Origin of the sequence: Catellatospora chokoriensis (assembly GCF_011297315.1) — a bacterium.
Classification (GTDB): domain Bacteria; phylum Actinomycetota; class Actinomycetes; order Mycobacteriales; family Micromonosporaceae; genus Catellatospora; species Catellatospora citrea.
The window spans coordinates 39,093-54,215 of the sequence record NZ_JAAOTI010000045.1 but is presented as its reverse complement, the minus strand read 5'-3'; the positions used below and the strand labels follow the sequence as shown (position 1 = coordinate 54,215).

The 15,123-nt window shown below is 71.3% G+C and carries 16 protein-coding genes; 7 read left to right on the top strand and 9 right to left on the bottom strand.

Annotated features, from left to right (window positions below; all coding sequences use genetic code 11):
- Positions 1-558: 558 nt before the first annotated feature.
- Both fahA and HAV39_RS39890 read right to left on the bottom strand, forming a co-directional pair.
- Complete coding sequence (gene fahA, locus HAV39_RS39895; RefSeq protein ID WP_191844280.1) at positions 559-1,734, bottom strand: fumarylacetoacetase; 1,176 nt, start codon at positions 1,732-1,734, stop codon at positions 559-561.
- Positions 1,735-1,813: 79 nt separating this feature from the next.
- Entirely contained in the window at positions 1,814-2,647 is an 834-nt protein-coding gene (locus HAV39_RS39890; RefSeq protein WP_191844279.1) for a hypothetical protein, read from the bottom strand.
- A gap of 110 nt (positions 2,648-2,757) precedes the next feature.
- Between HAV39_RS39890 and HAV39_RS39885 the strand changes: the two genes are divergently transcribed.
- Positions 2,758-3,924 (top strand): homogentisate 1,2-dioxygenase, encoded by a 1,167-nt coding sequence (locus HAV39_RS39885; RefSeq protein ID WP_191844278.1) that lies wholly within the window; start codon positions 2,758-2,760, stop codon positions 3,922-3,924.
- Positions 3,925-4,001: 77 nt separating this feature from the next.
- Here HAV39_RS39885 and ispF read toward each other — a convergent pair whose 3' ends face one another.
- The 3 genes from ispF to HAV39_RS39870 all read right to left on the bottom strand — a co-directional run bounded on the left by ispF (position 4,002) and on the right by HAV39_RS39870 (position 5,840).
- On the bottom strand, positions 4,002-4,484 hold the full coding sequence (ispF, locus tag HAV39_RS39880) for a 2-C-methyl-D-erythritol 2,4-cyclodiphosphate synthase (protein ID WP_191844277.1): 483 nt from the start codon (positions 4,482-4,484) through the stop codon (positions 4,002-4,004).
- Between the two features lie 133 nt (positions 4,485-4,617).
- Positions 4,618-5,328 carry a 2-C-methyl-D-erythritol 4-phosphate cytidylyltransferase gene (ispD, locus tag HAV39_RS39875; RefSeq protein WP_275413967.1) on the bottom strand — a complete coding sequence of 237 codons (711 nt, stop codon included), beginning with the start codon at positions 5,326-5,328 and terminating at the stop codon, positions 4,618-4,620.
- 26 nt (positions 5,329-5,354) lie between these two features.
- Positions 5,355-5,840, bottom strand: coding sequence for a CarD family transcriptional regulator (locus tag HAV39_RS39870; RefSeq protein WP_120317389.1), 486 nt, complete (start codon positions 5,838-5,840; stop codon positions 5,355-5,357).
- 297 nt (positions 5,841-6,137) lie between these two features.
- On the opposite strand from HAV39_RS39870, the gene HAV39_RS39865 reads away from it, so the two are divergent.
- A complete protein-coding gene (locus HAV39_RS39865; RefSeq protein WP_191844275.1) occupies positions 6,138-6,563 on the top strand; it encodes a hypothetical protein in 426 nt (141 codons plus the stop codon).
- Here HAV39_RS39865 and HAV39_RS39860 read toward each other — a convergent pair.
- Complete coding sequence (locus HAV39_RS39860; protein ID WP_191844274.1) at positions 6,560-7,426, bottom strand: DUF6023 family protein; 867 nt, start codon at positions 7,424-7,426, stop codon at positions 6,560-6,562. The genes HAV39_RS39865 and HAV39_RS39860 overlap by 4 nt on opposite strands.
- A 38-nt stretch (positions 7,427-7,464) precedes the next feature.
- Here HAV39_RS39860 and HAV39_RS39855 point away from each other — a divergent pair, with 38 nt between their 5' ends.
- The 4 genes from HAV39_RS39855 to disA all read left to right on the top strand — a co-directional run bounded on the left by HAV39_RS39855 (position 7,465) and on the right by disA (position 11,706).
- Positions 7,465-8,265: a UbiA family prenyltransferase gene (locus HAV39_RS39855; RefSeq protein ID WP_191844273.1), complete on the top strand. Its 801-nt coding sequence runs from the start codon at positions 7,465-7,467 to the stop codon at positions 8,263-8,265.
- A 52-nt stretch (positions 8,266-8,317) separates the two neighbouring features.
- Positions 8,318-9,037 (top strand): copper chaperone PCu(A)C, encoded by a 720-nt coding sequence (locus HAV39_RS39850; RefSeq protein ID WP_191844272.1) that lies wholly within the window; start codon positions 8,318-8,320, stop codon positions 9,035-9,037.
- Between the two features lie 89 nt (positions 9,038-9,126).
- The gene (radA, locus tag HAV39_RS39845; protein ID WP_191844271.1) at positions 9,127-10,545 is read left to right on the top strand and encodes a DNA repair protein RadA; all 1,419 of its coding nucleotides are present in this window, start codon (positions 9,127-9,129) and stop codon (positions 10,543-10,545) included.
- Positions 10,546-10,599: 54 nt separating this feature from the next.
- Positions 10,600-11,706, top strand: coding sequence for a DNA integrity scanning diadenylate cyclase DisA (disA, locus tag HAV39_RS39840; RefSeq protein WP_373311836.1), 1,107 nt, complete (start codon positions 10,600-10,602; stop codon positions 11,704-11,706).
- A 497-nt stretch (positions 11,707-12,203) separates the two neighbouring features.
- Here disA and HAV39_RS39835 read toward each other — a convergent pair whose 3' ends face one another.
- The 3 genes from HAV39_RS39835 to HAV39_RS39825 all read right to left on the bottom strand — a co-directional run bounded on the left by HAV39_RS39835 (position 12,204) and on the right by HAV39_RS39825 (position 14,097).
- A complete protein-coding gene (locus tag HAV39_RS39835) occupies positions 12,204-12,914 on the bottom strand; it encodes a hypothetical protein (protein ID WP_191844270.1) in 711 nt (236 codons plus the stop codon).
- A gap of 69 nt (positions 12,915-12,983) precedes the next feature.
- Entirely contained in the window at positions 12,984-13,526 is a 543-nt protein-coding gene (def, locus tag HAV39_RS39830) for a peptide deformylase (protein ID WP_191844269.1), read from the bottom strand.
- 40 nt (positions 13,527-13,566) lie between these two features.
- Positions 13,567-14,097, bottom strand: a complete 531-nt coding sequence (locus HAV39_RS39825; RefSeq protein WP_191844268.1) for a glycine cleavage system transcriptional repressor — start codon at positions 14,095-14,097, stop codon at positions 13,567-13,569.
- An 87-nt stretch (positions 14,098-14,184) separates the two neighbouring features.
- On the opposite strand from HAV39_RS39825, the gene HAV39_RS39820 reads away from it, so the two are divergent.
- Positions 14,185-15,069 carry an A/G-specific adenine glycosylase gene (locus tag HAV39_RS39820; RefSeq protein ID WP_191844267.1) on the top strand — a complete coding sequence of 295 codons (885 nt, stop codon included), beginning with the start codon at positions 14,185-14,187 and terminating at the stop codon, positions 15,067-15,069.
- The last annotated feature ends 54 nt before the right edge of the window (positions 15,070-15,123 follow it).

Sequence of the window (15,123 nt, the reverse complement as noted above, 5' to 3'; positions counted from 1 at the left end):
TCAAACCCCGACATAATAAAATGTCCGAAATTTGTCCATCACCAAAGGAATCATCCAGAGGATGATCAATAATTGGCACTTGGCTTAAATAGCACCCTGTTGAGTTCTCAAAGAACAAGCACACACCTTGCTGGTGTCCCACATTGTGGGATCCCGCTCGGGGCAACTCATCCAACTTACCCGGTCTGTCGCTCCGTGTCAAGCTAATCTTTCCTGAATTTTCAGGATCGATTTGCATCCATGTCGCGGCTTCCCAAACCCGAACACACCACAGCTACTTAAGTAGCTAGATCAGTTCGGAAGAACCTGCAACCCGGCCGGCGGTCACTTCCGAGATTTACTCTCGGCGGACTCATCCGCCCGGCTCGTTGCCGGCTCGAAGAACATTACCCGGTCGGTTTCGCGAGCGCAAGTCCCGCACCACCCAGATGTCCCGCGTTTCCCGGACTTCGACTTGAGCTCTTCGCTCGCCGCTTTTGTCCGTTCCGCGCTGGCAGAGAGAACATTACGCAAACGGCAGGCGACCATGCAAATCGGGGTGGTGCGGCGCCGATCACATTAGATCTGAGCTGGGAAAACAGTCCCTGCAACGACACCGAGTTCGATGTCTGCCACCCGGGCACGCAAAACGACGGTGTCTCCGTCGGCCAGAAACGCGCGTTCCTCGCCCTTGACCAGGACCGGCTCCTTGCCGCCCCACGTCAGTTCCAGGAACGAGCCCACCTGGTCACGCTCCGGTCCCGACACCGTGCCGGAGGCGAACAGGTCGCCCGTACGCAAGTTCGCTCCGTTGACGGTCAGGTGCGCCAGCTGCTGCGCCGGCGTCCAGTACATGGTGCGGAACGGCGGGCTGGCCACCGTGGTCTCGTTCCACTCGACAGTGATGGCGAGGTCGAGCGCACGCCGGTCGTCGTCGAGATACGGCAGCACCGGCGGGTCCTGCACGGGTGCCGCGGTCCACGCCTGCTCGCCGAAAGCGGCCAATGGCGTGATCCACGCCGACACCGAGGTCGCGAAGGACTTGCCCAGGAACGGGCCGAGGGGCTGGTACTCCCACGCCTGGATGTCGCGGGCCGACCAGTCGTTGACCAGCACCACGCCGAACACGTGGTCGGCGAAGCGCTGCCACGGCACCGGCTCGCCGAGGGTGGAGCCGACCCCGACCACGAAGCCGACTTCGGCTTCGATGTCCAGGCGCCGGCACGGGCCGAAGTCACCGGCGGCACGCTGACCGCTGGGGCGTACCACCGGCGTGCCGCTGACCACGACGGTGCCCGCGCGGCCGTGATAGCCGATGGGCAGGTGTTTCCAGTTCGGCAGCAGCGCCGCCTGGCCGGGCCGGAAGATCTGGCCGACGTTCGAGGCGTGGTTCTCGGAGGAGTAGAAGTCGACGTAGTCCGCGACGGTCCAGGCCAGCACGTTGGCCACGGTCGCGAGCGGGAGCAGCAGCGGCTCGACCTCGGCCCGGTGGGCCGGGTCGCCGAGCAGCTCCGTCAACCGGGCCCGGACCGCCGACCAGTGCGCCGGCCCCAGCGCCAGAAACGCGTCCAGGTTCGGCGCTCGCAGGCTGTCCCCGGCGAGAATCAACCCGGCCGCCTCCGCGGCGCCCAAGTCAAAAGCAAAATCACCGATGCGTACGGCACACCGGGCCTGCCCGTCGGAGCCCACGACGACTCCGTACGGAAGGTGGTTCAGGTCGTAGCCGCCACCGGTGGCTCCGGGCACCCAGGTCATGCCTTCTCCTTGCTCTGCTCGCCACGGGCGTGCGTGCCCGGCGAGATGGTTCGTTCACCGCGCTCGGCGGGTCGGGTGCTCACGCGCGCCCGTCGAGAAGTCCGAGTTTTTGCAGGTCCGCGAGTGGCTCGGGGATGCTGCAGGTGCCGAAGCCGACCCACAGCGGCCGCTGGTGGGTGCGGCGCGAGCGCACCGCTTCGATGAGGGTCAGCGGCTGGGTGGTGGCCAGCAGGCCGGCGACCTCGGTCACCTCCACCCCCTCGGCGGCGGCGCACGCGGCGGCCAGCACGTTGAGGAAGCCGTGGTGGGTGAATCCGGTCTCGGGGTCGGTGTGCCGGATCGCGTGGTGCAGCCCGGCGGTGAGCTTGAACGGCAGCTCACGCTCGTGGCACGCGATGATCACCGCGGCCAGCTCCATCGGCGTGGGGAACAGCTCGGCCGCCAGGCCCCCGGTGCGGAATTTCGCGGACACCGGCAGTCCGGTCGCGCGGGCCTGCGCGAGCACGTCGAGCGCGGCCAGCAGCCCCCAGGCGAGCGGGATCTCCGCGTATCCGCGCACCCCGCTGTCGCGTACCCGATGCAGGAAGTCGTGCACGGCGGGTGACGGGTCCTCGCCGCGGCGCGCCATGGCGGCCTCGACCTGGACGGTCCGGACCCCGGCGGGCGGCGTCGCGAAGCAGTCGGCCGCGGGCCCGTCGGCGATGACCCCGACCGCGAGATCCTCGCCCTCGGCCAGCAGCGGGCCGAGGTCGGGCAGCTGGGAGGCGGGCACCAGGAGCGGCCCGACGAGCTGGGCGTACCAGGCGCGGCGGTGTTCGCGGTGGGCCGCCACGGCGTCGGACAGCGTGGCGCTGCCGGGCGGGAAGACCGCGGCATCGTCGAGCAGCTGCGCCAGCAGCAGTGGCGTTGACATGATCAGTCAATCTAGTGGACGCTACATAGAGCGGACAAGAGTGTCCGATTATCGGACGGATCTCTTCGTAAAGTGGACACCGCTCCTAAAAGCGACACTGGAGGTTGGCCATGCCGTACTACCGCAGCGTCGGCGAGGTCCCGCGGAAACGGCACACGCAGTTCCGCAAGCCCGACGGCGGCCTCTACGCCGAGGAGCTGATGGGGCAGGAGGGCTTCTCCTCCGACTCCTCGCTGCTCTACCACCGGCACGCGCCGACCGCGATCGTGGCGGCCGAGGAGTTCGACCCGCCCGCCTGGACCAGGCTGCCGAACCGCCCTCTCAAGCCCCGCCACCTGCAGACCCACAAGCTGGACCAGTCCGGCGCCGACGCCGTGCTCGGCCGCCAGCACCTGCTCGCCAACGACGACTGCCGCATCTCGTACGTGCTCGCCGACACCCCGTCGCCCCTGTATCGCAACGCGATCGGCGACGAGTGCCTCTACGTCGAGGCCGGCCGACTGCGCGTGGAGTCGGTGTTCGGCGTGCTGGAGGTCACCGCCGGCGACTACGTCATCGTGCCCACCTCGGTGGTGCACCGGCTGGTCCCGCTGGAGCCGACCCGGCTGCTGGTCATCGAGGCCACCGGGCACATCGGGCCGCCGAAGCGCTACCTGTCCGTGCGCGGCCAGTTCCTGGAGCACTCCCCCTACTGCGAGCGCGACCTGCGGGGGCCCGACGAGCCGCTGCTCGTCGACGGCACCGACGTCGAGGTGCTGGTGCAGCACCGTCGCGGTTGGACCCGGCACGTGTACGCCCAGCACCCGTTCGACGTCGTGGGCTGGGACGGGTGCCTCTACCCGTGGGCGTTCTCGATCCACGACTTCGAGCCGATCACCGGTCGGCTGCACCAGCCGCCGCCGGTGCACCAGACCTTCCAGGGTCCGAACTTCGTGATCTGTTCCTTCGTGCCGCGCAAGGTGGACTACCACCCGCTCGCGATCCCGGTGCCGTACAACCACCACAACGTCGACTCCGACGAGATGCTCTTCTACACCGGTGGCGACTACGAGGCGCGTCGCGGCTCCGGCATCGGCCAGGGTTCGATCTCGCTGCACCCGTCCGGGTTCACCCATGGGCCGCAGCCGGGTGCGGCCGAGCGTTCGATCGGGGCGGAGCGCTTCGACGAACTGGCCGTCATGGTGGACACCTTCCGCCCGCTGGACCTGTGCGAACCCGCACTGGCCTGCGAAGACCCCGGATACGCCTGGACCTGGTCGGGTCGCGCCCCGGGGTGACCCGGCCCAGCGCCGAGATGGGACGGTGCGGGAATCGGGCGGCGGTCCGCCTTCATTTCCGCACCGTTCGGTCCCGTCTACGGCTGCGGAACCTGGGGATCGGGGTGCACCAGTGCCACCGCGATCGCGGCGAGGCCCTCACCGCGGCCGGTGAACCCGAGCCCGTCCGTAGTCGCGCCGGAAACGCTGACCGAGGCCCCCGCCGCGGCCGACAACACCCGTTGCGCCTCGGCACGGCGCGTGCCTACCTTCGGGTACTTGCCCACGACCTGCACAGAGACGTTGCCGATGGTGAATCCGGCGGCGCGTACCAGCCGCGCCGCCTCGGTGAGCAGCGTCACCCCGGAGGCGCCCGACCACTCGGGCCGATCGACCCCGAAGTTCGCCCCGAGGTCGCCGAGGTCGGCTGCGCTGAACAGCGCGTTGCAGGCGGCGTGCGCGATCACGTCGCCGTCGGAGTGGCCGGCCAGGCCGGGCACTCCCGGCCACAGCAGCCCGCCGACCCAGCACGGGCGGGTGTCGTCGAACGCGTGCACATCCGTGCCGATGCCGACTCTCACCGGTACGCCTCCTCGATCATCACGGCGCCAGGGTGGCGACACACCGCCGAACCCGCCGATAGTGACTCATCCCGGGGTTCCGCCTGAACGGCGGCCCCCCGACGATCCCCCACCATGGTCCATAAGTTCATGATCAACTTGCGGGGAGGGGGTGAGCGGACAGGAGGGATTCGGCGATGAGGAGGTCCAGGGGGCGGGTGATTTTCAGGGCCAGGTCGCTGCCGGGGACGCAGTGGACCTTGTGGCCGAGGCGCTCGACCATGCCCGCGTCGTCGGTGTGCTCGTCGACGGCCTCGGCGTGAGCGCGGACCAGGGTGTCCCGGGGGAAGCCCTGCGGGGTCTGGATCACGCGTAGCGGGGCGCGGTCGACGGTCTCCAGGACGTGCTCGCCGGCGTCCACCCGCTTGATGGTGTCGACCACGGGCAGGGCGGGCACCACGGCGGCCGCGCCGGAACGGACCGCGGCGGCGACCGCCTCGACCAGCTCAGGCGGGGTCAGCGCGCGGGCGGCGTCATGCACCAGCACGACCTCGATGGACTCCGGCACGGCGGCCAGGGCCGCGGCTACCGACTGCTGCCGGGTGGCCCCGCCGGGCACCACGACGGCCCCGGGCACCAGCGCGCGGACCGCGTCCACGTCGCCGGGCGGCGCGGCGATGACGATCATCGCCACCGAAGGGGCCAGGGCGAGCCGGCGGCACGCGTGCACCAGTAGCGGCTCGCCGGCCAGCTCGCGCAGGGCCTTGGGGGTTCCGCCGCCCAGGCGCAGGCCCATGCCGGCCGCGGGAACGAGAACCGCGACGTCCTTGCGCCGAGCAGGCGCAGGAACGTCGCGGCTATCGATATCAGATGACACTGCCGTTGTGCGGGTCACGCCTCGGCGAGCACCTTGTCCAGGAGAACCTCGGCTCCGTCCTTGGTGCTCTTCTCGGCGAGCGCGACCTCACCGACGAGGATGTCCCGAGCCTTGGCGAGCATCCGCTTCTCCCCCGCCGACAGACCACGCTCACGCTCACGGCGCCAGAGGTCACGCACGACCTCAGCCACCTTGAGCGGGTTACCCGAGGCAAGCTTCTCAAGATTCGCCTTGTAGCGCCGCGACCAGTTGGTCGGCTCCTCGGTGTGCGGGGCGCGGAGGACGTCGAAAACCTTGGACAGGCCCTCTTCGCCAACCACCTCACGCACGCCGACGATCTCGGCGTTCTCGGCGGGCACCCGCACCGTCAGGTCGCCTTGAGCGACCCGAAGGACGAGGTAAAGCTTCTCCTCGCCCTTGATGGTGCGGGTCTCGATAGCCTCGATGAGTGCGGCCCCGTGGTGGGGGTAGACAACGGTCTCGCCGACACTGAAATCCATAGGTACGAAACCCCTTTCGCTGTGTCTAGGGTAACACGGGCGTGCCGTGCAGTCCCAGCCCGTCTTGCACAGTTAGCGCAGCTCACCCCCGTTGTGAGCCGTATTTCTTCTGCTTGACACAGCTCAGCAACGCTTCTTCCGCTACTCTGAGTGACCTTTTCTGCACTCATTGGTATCTGTGGCACCCGATGTCCGCATCGCGAACAGTCCTCAATCTCCTCCGACACGCCACTAGCGTGAGTCTGTAGGACGCGGGACAGTAGAGAGACGCGGTGCTGAACGCGCGAGGAGCCGGCGATGGGCACGCTGGGCAACGGCCTTCCGGACCTCCCGCCCGAGTGGGGAGAGGTCGTCATTCCCGATGACCCCGCTGAGCTGGCCGAAGAGGCAGAGCGGGTCCGGGACGAGCTGCGGGCCGAAGCCCGGGCCGCACGGCGTGCGGCCTGGCGTGCGCGCTGGCGAAGGCGACTGCACCTGCCCGAGCGCATTGACGATCCTGATCAGCCGTCGCTCGTGCTGCCGTTGATCGTGCTCGCCATCGCCGTTGTGATCACCTTGCTGAGCCTGCTGCTCATCGCCTGGCCCGGCCTGACCGGCGGGACCCCCGACGCCCCGCAGCCCGGCCCGCCCGTGCGCCCGGCTGTCTCCGCGCCGGCGGCCACGTCCCCGACCTCGTCGCCGGGCGTCTCGCTGCCACCGACCCCGCACCCGCCCGGCACCTAGGACGGCGTCGCGCCCGGCGGCAGCCGCACCGCCTGCACGCGCACCCAGGCCGTGCCCGCGGGCCCCAGCCCGGTCAGCGTCACGCGCGCCTTTCCCGAAGCGCCGAGGGGGTTCACGTACGGGTAGCGCGAGTTGCAGGGGTGCTCCACCCGATACCGGTTCCCCTCCTCGGCGACCTCCACCCGGAGCATGATCTGCCCGGCGCAGACGACCCGCAGCTCGGTGGGCCCGGACAGGGTCAGCTCGGCCGTCGACTCGTCGCCGCCCGCCAACCAGCTGTCGAACAGCGTCCGTGCCGCGCGGTCGGCGGGCAGTTCGGTCTGGGCCTGGAGGCGCCACTGGTCCGGCCCACCGGGCGCGCGCTTGTCCAGCACCCGCCACGCGCCGACCGCGGCACCGGTTCCGTCGACCGACATCGTGACCCGCAGCTGTCCGACGTCCTTCGGCAGCAGCAGCGGCTCCGGCGGGTACCCGACCTCCAGCGAGCACTCCGCGTCGACCGCCGAGACGGTGCGGCCGTCGGCGGCGGCCACCGTGACCCGCATCGTGCCCGCGTCTCCGACGCAGACCGCATGCAGCTCGAACGCGCCGTACGGGAGTTTCAGCAGGTGTGCCGCCGGCTGCCCCGAGGACAGCTCCAGCGGCGGCTGGATGGCCACCACGCTGCTGCTCGGGCGGTCCGCCCACAAGGCCGCGAGCTCGTCGGCCGCGGCCTGCCACGCCGGCGAGGGCATCGGCTGCGGCAGCGGGACCGGCCGGGGCGGCTCCGCGCCCGCGGACCGCCACCACCAGCCGCCCGCGATCAGCAGTGCCACCACGGCCAGCGAGGCGACGGCAGCGCCACGACCACGTCTGTTGTCCACGGTCGGCGACGATAACGGTGACGCGCGACACTGACCAGATGTCACCGCTGGGTCTGCTGCGCGCCTGCCACCCCCTGCCCGCCCTCGCCGTCACCGTCTTCGGCGGCCTGCTGGCGGTCGGCATGGGCCACACTCCGGCCGGCGTCGCCGCGGTCATGGCGACGGTGGCGCTGAGCCAGCTGTCGGTCGGCTGGGCCAACGACGCGATCGACGCCGGGCGCGACACGGCGGTGGGCCGGACCGACAAGCCGCTGGCCGGGGACCTGGCGGGCCGCCGTACCGTCGCCGTCGCGGCCGTGGTGGCCGCCGCCGCCACCGGCGCCGCCTGCCTCTGGTGGGGCTGGCCCGCCGGGGCGTGGTTCGCGGTCGCCGTGCTGTCCGCCCACCTGTACAACTGGCCGCTCAAGGCCACGGTCTGGTCGATCGTGCCCTACCTGGTGTCCTTCGCCTGCTTGGTGATCTTCGTGAGCACCGCGCTCCCCGGCGCGCCACTCCCGCCGGGCTGGCTGATCGCCGCGGCGGCGCTGCTGGCGGGCGCGGCACACCTGCTCAACGCGGTGCCCGACCTCGCCGACGACGCGGCCACCGGAGTCCGCGGCCTGCCCCAGCGGCTGGGCGCCCGGCGCAGCCTCGCCGCGGCGTCCGGACTGCTGCTGGCCGCGACGCTGACCCTGCTGGCGGGGGCCCGGCCACCGCTGTGGGCCGGGGCCGGCGCGCTGCTCACGGCCGTCGTCCTGATCGTCATCGGCTGGTACGCGGCACCGCGCGCCGCCTTCCGCGCCCTGCTCGCCGTCGCCGCCGTGGACCTCGCCCTGCTGGTGCTCAGCGGCGCGCTGTGATCGGCGGCGGGTCGGCTGCGGAGCCGCGATCGGCGGACACTACGCTGAGCCCGTGACTCGCTCGATCACCAAGCTCCTGGCCGGCGGTGCCGCCGCCGCTGCCCTGGCCCTGACCGGCTGCAGCGCCGGCATGAACTCGCAGACCGCCGACCAGGTGGCGGCCGTGCCCGGCTTCAGCCTGACCGTGCCGGGCCCGAACGGCGGCAACGTCGCGCTCCGCGACGCGGTGCTCGCCTACGCCGGCCCGACCGGCTACGCGCAGGGCGCGACCGCACCGCTGCAGCTGCGCATCTTCAACGACACCGAGCAGCCGATCACGCTCGACAAGTTCGAGTCCAACGACGCGGCCTCCGTGAAGCTGGCCTCGGCCGCCGACCTGAAGCCGAGCCCGAGCCCGGCCGCGGAGTCGCCGAGCCCCGCGGCGAGCAAGTCGCCGAATGCGGCCGGCAGCGCGTCCCCGGGCGCGGCGACCAGCCCGGCCCCGGCGACCAGCCCCAGCCCGGCCGCCGCGCCCCCCGCGAAGCTCACCATCCCGCCGGCCGGCTACCTGGAGCTGACCCCGGGCAGCGGCCAGTTCCTTGCCCTGACCGGGCTCAAGAAGCCGGTCGTCAACGGCGAGGGCGTGCACCTGAAGCTGACGTTCTCCAACGGCCTGGTCCTGGAGACCCTGCCGGGCACCGTGGTGCCGATCGCGCCGCCGCTCAGCCCGCAGCCGCGCCTGCCTGTCTCGGCGCCGCCGACCCGCCCCGGCACCGAGGGCGAAGGCCACTGACCCGGTAGTCGCCGTCCCGGTGGCCCGCCTGTCCGGCGGCCCCGGACGGCCTGCCTACCACCGTCACACCCACGGGGTAGGTTGCGCACGTGACAGTGCGCAGCACCTCGAAGACGGCGAAGCCCGCACGCCCCGGATACGTCTGTGACGCGTGCGGGCATCAGCCTCCCAAGTGGTTCGGCCGCTGCCCTGAATGCGGCGAATGGGGCTCGGTCATCGAGGCCTCGGCAGGTCCGGCCCTCGGCGCGATGCGCAACGTGGCCCCCCGCGCCCCCGGCGAACCGGCTCGGCCCATCGCCACCATCTCCGCCGTGCCCGCCCGTGCCGTGGCCACCGGCGTCAGCGAACTCGACCGCGTGCTCGGCGGCGGCCTCGTGCCCGGCTCGGTCGTGCTGCTGGCCGGCGAGCCCGGCGTCGGCAAGTCCACCCTGCTGCTCGACGTGGCCCAGCAGTGGGCGGCCGGGGCCGGCAGCCCTTCCCTCATCGTCAGCGGCGAGGAGTCCGTCAGCCAGGTCCGGCTGCGGGCCGAGCGCATGAACACCCTGCACGAGCAGCTCTACCTGGCCGCCGAGACCGACCTGGCCGCGGTGCTCGGCCACCTCGACGCGGTCAAGCCCGGCCTGCTCGTGCTCGACTCCGTGCAGACCATCGCCGCCCCCGGCAACGACGGCGTGCCCGGCGGCGTCACCCAGGTGCGGGCGGTCACCGCCGCGCTGGTCGCCGTGGCCAAGGAGCGCAACATCGCGACCGTGCTGGTCGGCCACGTCACCAAGGACGGCAGCGTGGCGGGTCCCCGCGTGCTGGAGCACCTGGTCGACGTGGTGCTGCACTTCGAGGGCGACAAGCACTCCTCGCTGCGCCTGGTCCGCGGGCTGAAGAACCGCTTCGGGGCCGCCGACGAAGTCGGCTGCTTCGAGATGAACGAGGGCGGCATCACCTCGCTGCCCGACCCGTCGGGGCTGTTCCTCACCCGATACGCCGAGCCGGTGCCCGGCACCTGCGTCACCGTCGCCATGGAGGGCCGCCGCGCCCTGGTCACCGAGGTGCAGGCGCTGATCGGGGCGACCGTCGCCGGATCGCCGCGGCGCACCGTGTCCGGCCTCGACTCGGCGCGGCTGGCCATGGTGCTGGCCGTGCTGCAGCGGCGCACCGAGCGCATGGCGCTGCACGACAAGGAGGTGTTCGCCGCCACGGTCGGCGGCATCCGGGTCGTCGAGCCCGCCGCGGACCTGGCCGTCGCGCTGGCGGTCGCCTCCGCCGGGCTCAACCTGTCCATGTCGCCCCGGCTCGCGGCCATCGGTGAGGTAGGTCTCACGGGTGAGGTGCGGCGCGTCGGCGCGGTCCCCCGGCGCCTGGCCGAGGCGGTTCGGCTCGGTTTCAAATACGCTCTGGTACCGCCCGGTTGCGGACCGTCGTCAACGGGCACTCCCGCCGGGGACCTGCGGGTCGAAGAGGTGTCCGATCTGCGTACGGCACTGCACTGGGCTGCACGGTTGTCCGCTGAGTGACGCTCCCAGCACGGGCCGACGGGCACAGCTCGGCGGCCCCCGTAGACTGTGCCCGTGCCGATCGATCGCGACACCACCTGGAACACCGCCGCAGTCGGCGGTGATCCGTTGCGCGCCACCCTGGCACGGGTAGCTCCAGGCACGCCTCTGCGCGACAGCCTCGAGCGCATCCTGCGCGGCCGGACCGGCGCCCTCATCGTCCTCGGATACGACAAACTCATCGAGACCCTGTGCACCGGCGGCTTCCCGCTCGACGTCGAGTTCTCCGCCACGCGCCTGCGCGAGCTGTGCAAGATGGACGGCGCCGTCGTGCTCTCCGCCGACGGCACCCGCATCCTGCGCGCCGCCGTGCACCTGATGCCCGACGCCTCCATCCCCACCGAGGAGTCCGGCACCCGGCACCGCACCGCCGAGCGCGTCTCCAAGCAGAGCGGCTACCCGGTGATCTCGGTCAGCCAGTCGATGCACATCATCGGCGTCTACGTGGCCGGCCAGCGACACACCCTGGACGATTCCGGACAGATACTGTCCCGGGCAAACCAGGCCCTGGCCACCCTCGAGCGCTACAAGCTGCGCCTCGACGAGGTCAGCGGCACCCTCTCCGCCCTGGAGATCGAGGACCTGGTCACCGTCCGCGACGCCTTGGCCGTCGTGCAGCGCCTCGAAATGGTCCGCCGCATCTCCGACGAGATCGCCGGCTACGTGGTCGAGCTCGGCACCGACGGCCGCCTGCTGTCCCTCCAGCTCGACGAGATGATGGCCGGCGTGGACGCCGACCGCACCCTCGTCATCCGCGACTACCTCCCCATGAACCGCAAGACCAGGACCGTCGACGAAGCCCTCGTCGAACTCGACCTGCTCACGGCCAGCGAACTGATCGACCTTGTCTCCGTCGCCAAGGCCATGGGCTACCCCGCCAGCACCGAGGCCCTCGACGCCGCCGTCAGCCCCCGCGGCTTCCGCCTCCTCGCCCGCGTGCCGCGCCTGCCCGGCGCCATAGTCGACCGCCTCGTCGACCACTTCGGCAGCCTCCAGCGCCTCCTCGGCGCGACCGTCGAAGACCTCCAGGCCGTCGACGGCGTCGGCGACGCCCGTGCTCGTGGCGTCCGTGAAGGTCTCTCGCGGCTTGCTGAGACGTCGATCCTTGAGCGGTATGTCTGAGGCCGTGACTGCGTAGCGTTCCGCGGGGGTTGGGGTCGAGCGCTGGGGCCGCAAAGAGCGCGGCCTTTTACGCGCTCGACCCCAACCCCCGCTCCACGCACCCTCACAAAGCTAACCAGGTAAAAAGGGCCACCCTTTTCCCACAAAGCGACAGCCACCCCACCCCACCCCAGTTACCGGTTCAGGGCACGACAGGGGAAGGGTGACGGCCCGGCGAAGCGTGCTGCGGCGAACAGGCTGGCTGTGTTCAGGTGTTCTGGAACGTGGGTTCGCGGCTTCACGGGTGGCGGCTACGCGTTACCCCGGGGACGGCATGTGTGCCGTTAAGGCTGTCGCTCTCTCCCTGGGTTGCCCACCCACCTCGCCCACCATCGGGCGTGCGACTACGGCGAGGAGCGGAGCCGGGGGAATGCTCGCAGGCGCGTAAAAGGCCGCGCTCTTTGCGGCCCCAGCGCCAAGAGCATTCCCCCGGCGCAGCGACCCACGACAGCAAGCACCTACGAAAGCTTGAGAGTCACAGACGCAGAGATCGCCGTCCCGACCCGCGCATACAGCCGATACTCCCCAGCAGGAGGAACCGGCCCATCCGGCACCCGCTTGATCGACTTCTCACAGGCCGAACTCGAATGCCCGTTCCACACCACCGTGTAAGACCGCTCATGCGCCGGCGGGAACGACCGCACCTCATGCCCCCGCGGCCCCCCGCAGTCATCACTCGACCACACCTTCTCCGTGCTCTTCAGGATCCGCAGCTCCTGAAGATCGGCACCGACGTCCCGCGTGCACGTCCGGTTCGAGGTGTTCTTGATGAGCAGCGTGATGAGCAGGTCGCTGCCGCGCTTGAGCGTCGTCTGCGTCGGCTTCGCAGTCACTTTGATCTCGGCGTCCGTGCAGGCGTTCGGATCGTTCTCGCCTTCGCCCTCGCCCTCGGCGTCCGGACTCGGGGACGGCGGAAGCTCGGACACCGGCGTGATGACGCTGTCGCTCGGTGACGCGGACGGGCTCGGGCCGGGTTGCCCCGCGGCCGACGCCGGTGAGACTCCCGCGCTGGCGGTCGTGCCGTTGGCGGACGGCTGCGGGGCGCCGCCGCTGCCGGTGCCCCGCACCATCAGGGTGATCATGAGAACGGCAACCAGCAGCGCACCGAGCACCATGGCGCGGCGTCGCCAGTAGACGGCTGCGGGCAGCGGACCCACTATCAGTCTCATGATGTGCTCACGCTAGCGCCCACGATCACGACACGCACGACGCGACACGCTCAGGGCGCGAACTCCGTGTCACAGATAGACTTTCCGCTGATAGATCGCGTGCGCTCCGCTCACCTTGTCCAAAAAGAGCAGTCCGTTGCAGTGGTCGATCTCGTGCTGGAGCGCGCGGGCCTCGAAGGCATCGGTGGTGATCGTCACCTTCCGTCCGCTGCCAGGCAGTTCGCCGGTGACCACGATGCGCCCGGCGCGTTTGACGTCGCCGGTGAGGTCGGGCACCGACATGCAGCCCTCCCGGCCCGGACGCCACCGGCTGGCCTCCACGATCACGGCGTTGGCGAGCACGAACGCGCCGTGCACGGTGGCCGCCTTGGGGTGGTCGGTGACGTCGACGGCGAACAGCTGCATGCCGACGCCGACCTGCGGGGCGGCGAGGCCGACGCAGCCCGGCGACACGGCCATGGTCGCGACGAGGTCGGCGGCCAGCGCCACCACCCGCGGGTCGGTCGGGTCCACGGCCTCGCCGACCCGGCTCAGCACCGGTTCCGGCGCGGTGACGACGGGCAGCACCCGGCCCGCGCCGAGCGCCGTGATGTCCCAGCCTTCGATGCTCACGGCGCCTCCCCACCACCCTGTTTCCGGGTGTACTGCCCGCTCATAAGACGTCCGCCCCGGCCGGGCGCAGGTTGACCTCGATGCCGAGCTCCTCGGCGACGTGCGCGAGGCGCTCGGTCAGCTTGCCCGGCACGCCTTCGGGCAGGTCGACCTCGGCGACGAGCAGGTACAGCGGTCCGACCAGGCGGGTGGACAGGTCGGTGATGTTGCCGCCGGCGTCGGCGACGACGCGGGTCACCGCTGCGACGATGCCGAGCCGGTCGGCGCCGTGGACGCTCAGCAGGTACGGCAGGCCGCCGTTGTGTCCGGACTCGTCCTGGCCGACGTTGCGCACGGTCACCAGCAGCTGGCCGTCCGCGGACAGCGGCAGCAGGGCCGCCTCGACCTCGGTCGCGCTGGCCTGCGCGGTGCAGATCAGGGTCATCGCGAAGTGGCCGCGCAGGCGCGTCATCGTGGAGTCGGTGAGGTTCGCACCGAGCCTGGCCAGCGCCTCGGCGACGTCGGCGACGATCCCGGTCCGGTCCGGTCCGATCACGGTGACGGCCAGCTCGGCCCCGTGCACGTCAGTCATGCCTTCTCCTCGCTGCGCCCGCCGAGGGCAACCCGCGTCGTGACTCGCTCGCTTCTGCGGGCATTGTGCACCAGTAGGGTGGTGCGCATGTCCGAACTCGCCTCCCTGACCACTGCGTGGTACGACGCCAACGCACGTGACCTGCCGTGGCGGGAGCCGGACATCGGCGCCTGGCCGGTGTTGATCAGCGAGTTCATGCTGCAGCAGACGCCCGTCGTGCGGGTGCTGCCGGTGTGGCGGGAGTGGGTGGCCCGCTGGCCCGCGCCCGCGGATCTGGCCGCGGAGGACTCCGGTGAGGCGATCCGGGCCTGGGGGCGGCTGGGCTACCCCCGGCGGGCGATGCGGCTGCACGCGTGCGCCACGGCCCTCGTGGAGCGGCACGGCGGGCAGGTGCCGCGGCGGCTGGACCAGATGCTGTCGTTGCCGGGCGTCGGGGACTACACGGCGCGGGCGGTGCTGGCGTTCGCGTACGGGCAGCGCCATCCCGTGGTGGACACGAACGTGCGCCGGGTCGCGGCGCGGGCCGTGCACGGTCTGCCCGACGCGGGCGCGGCCACCACTCCGGCGGACCTCACCCTCGTCGAATCGCTCCTGCCGCAGGCCGAGCCGGCGGCGGCGCGGGCCAGTGCGGCGCTGATGGAACTGGGCGCGGTGCTGTGCACGGCGCGTACGCCCCGGTGCGAGGCCTGCCCGCTGCGGGAGCGGTGCGCGTGGCGGCGCTCGGGCGCAACCCTGCCGGCGGGTCCGTCCCGCAAGCCGCAGCGCTACGCGGGCACCGACCGCCAGGTGCGCGGGCTGTTGCTGGCCGTGCTGCGGCACGCGCCGGGCCCGGTGGCGAAGCCGGCGCTGGACGTGGTGTGGCCGGATGCGGTGCAGCGGGAACGGGCCCTGGACAGCCTGCTGGCCGACGGGCTCGTGGTGCCCCGCGGGCAACGTTTCGGCCTGCCCGGGCGTGTTCCCGCCGATATCTGACTTCCTCTTGAGCTTTCCGTGGTATTGCGGATTCACCCAGCCTGGATAGAGTCC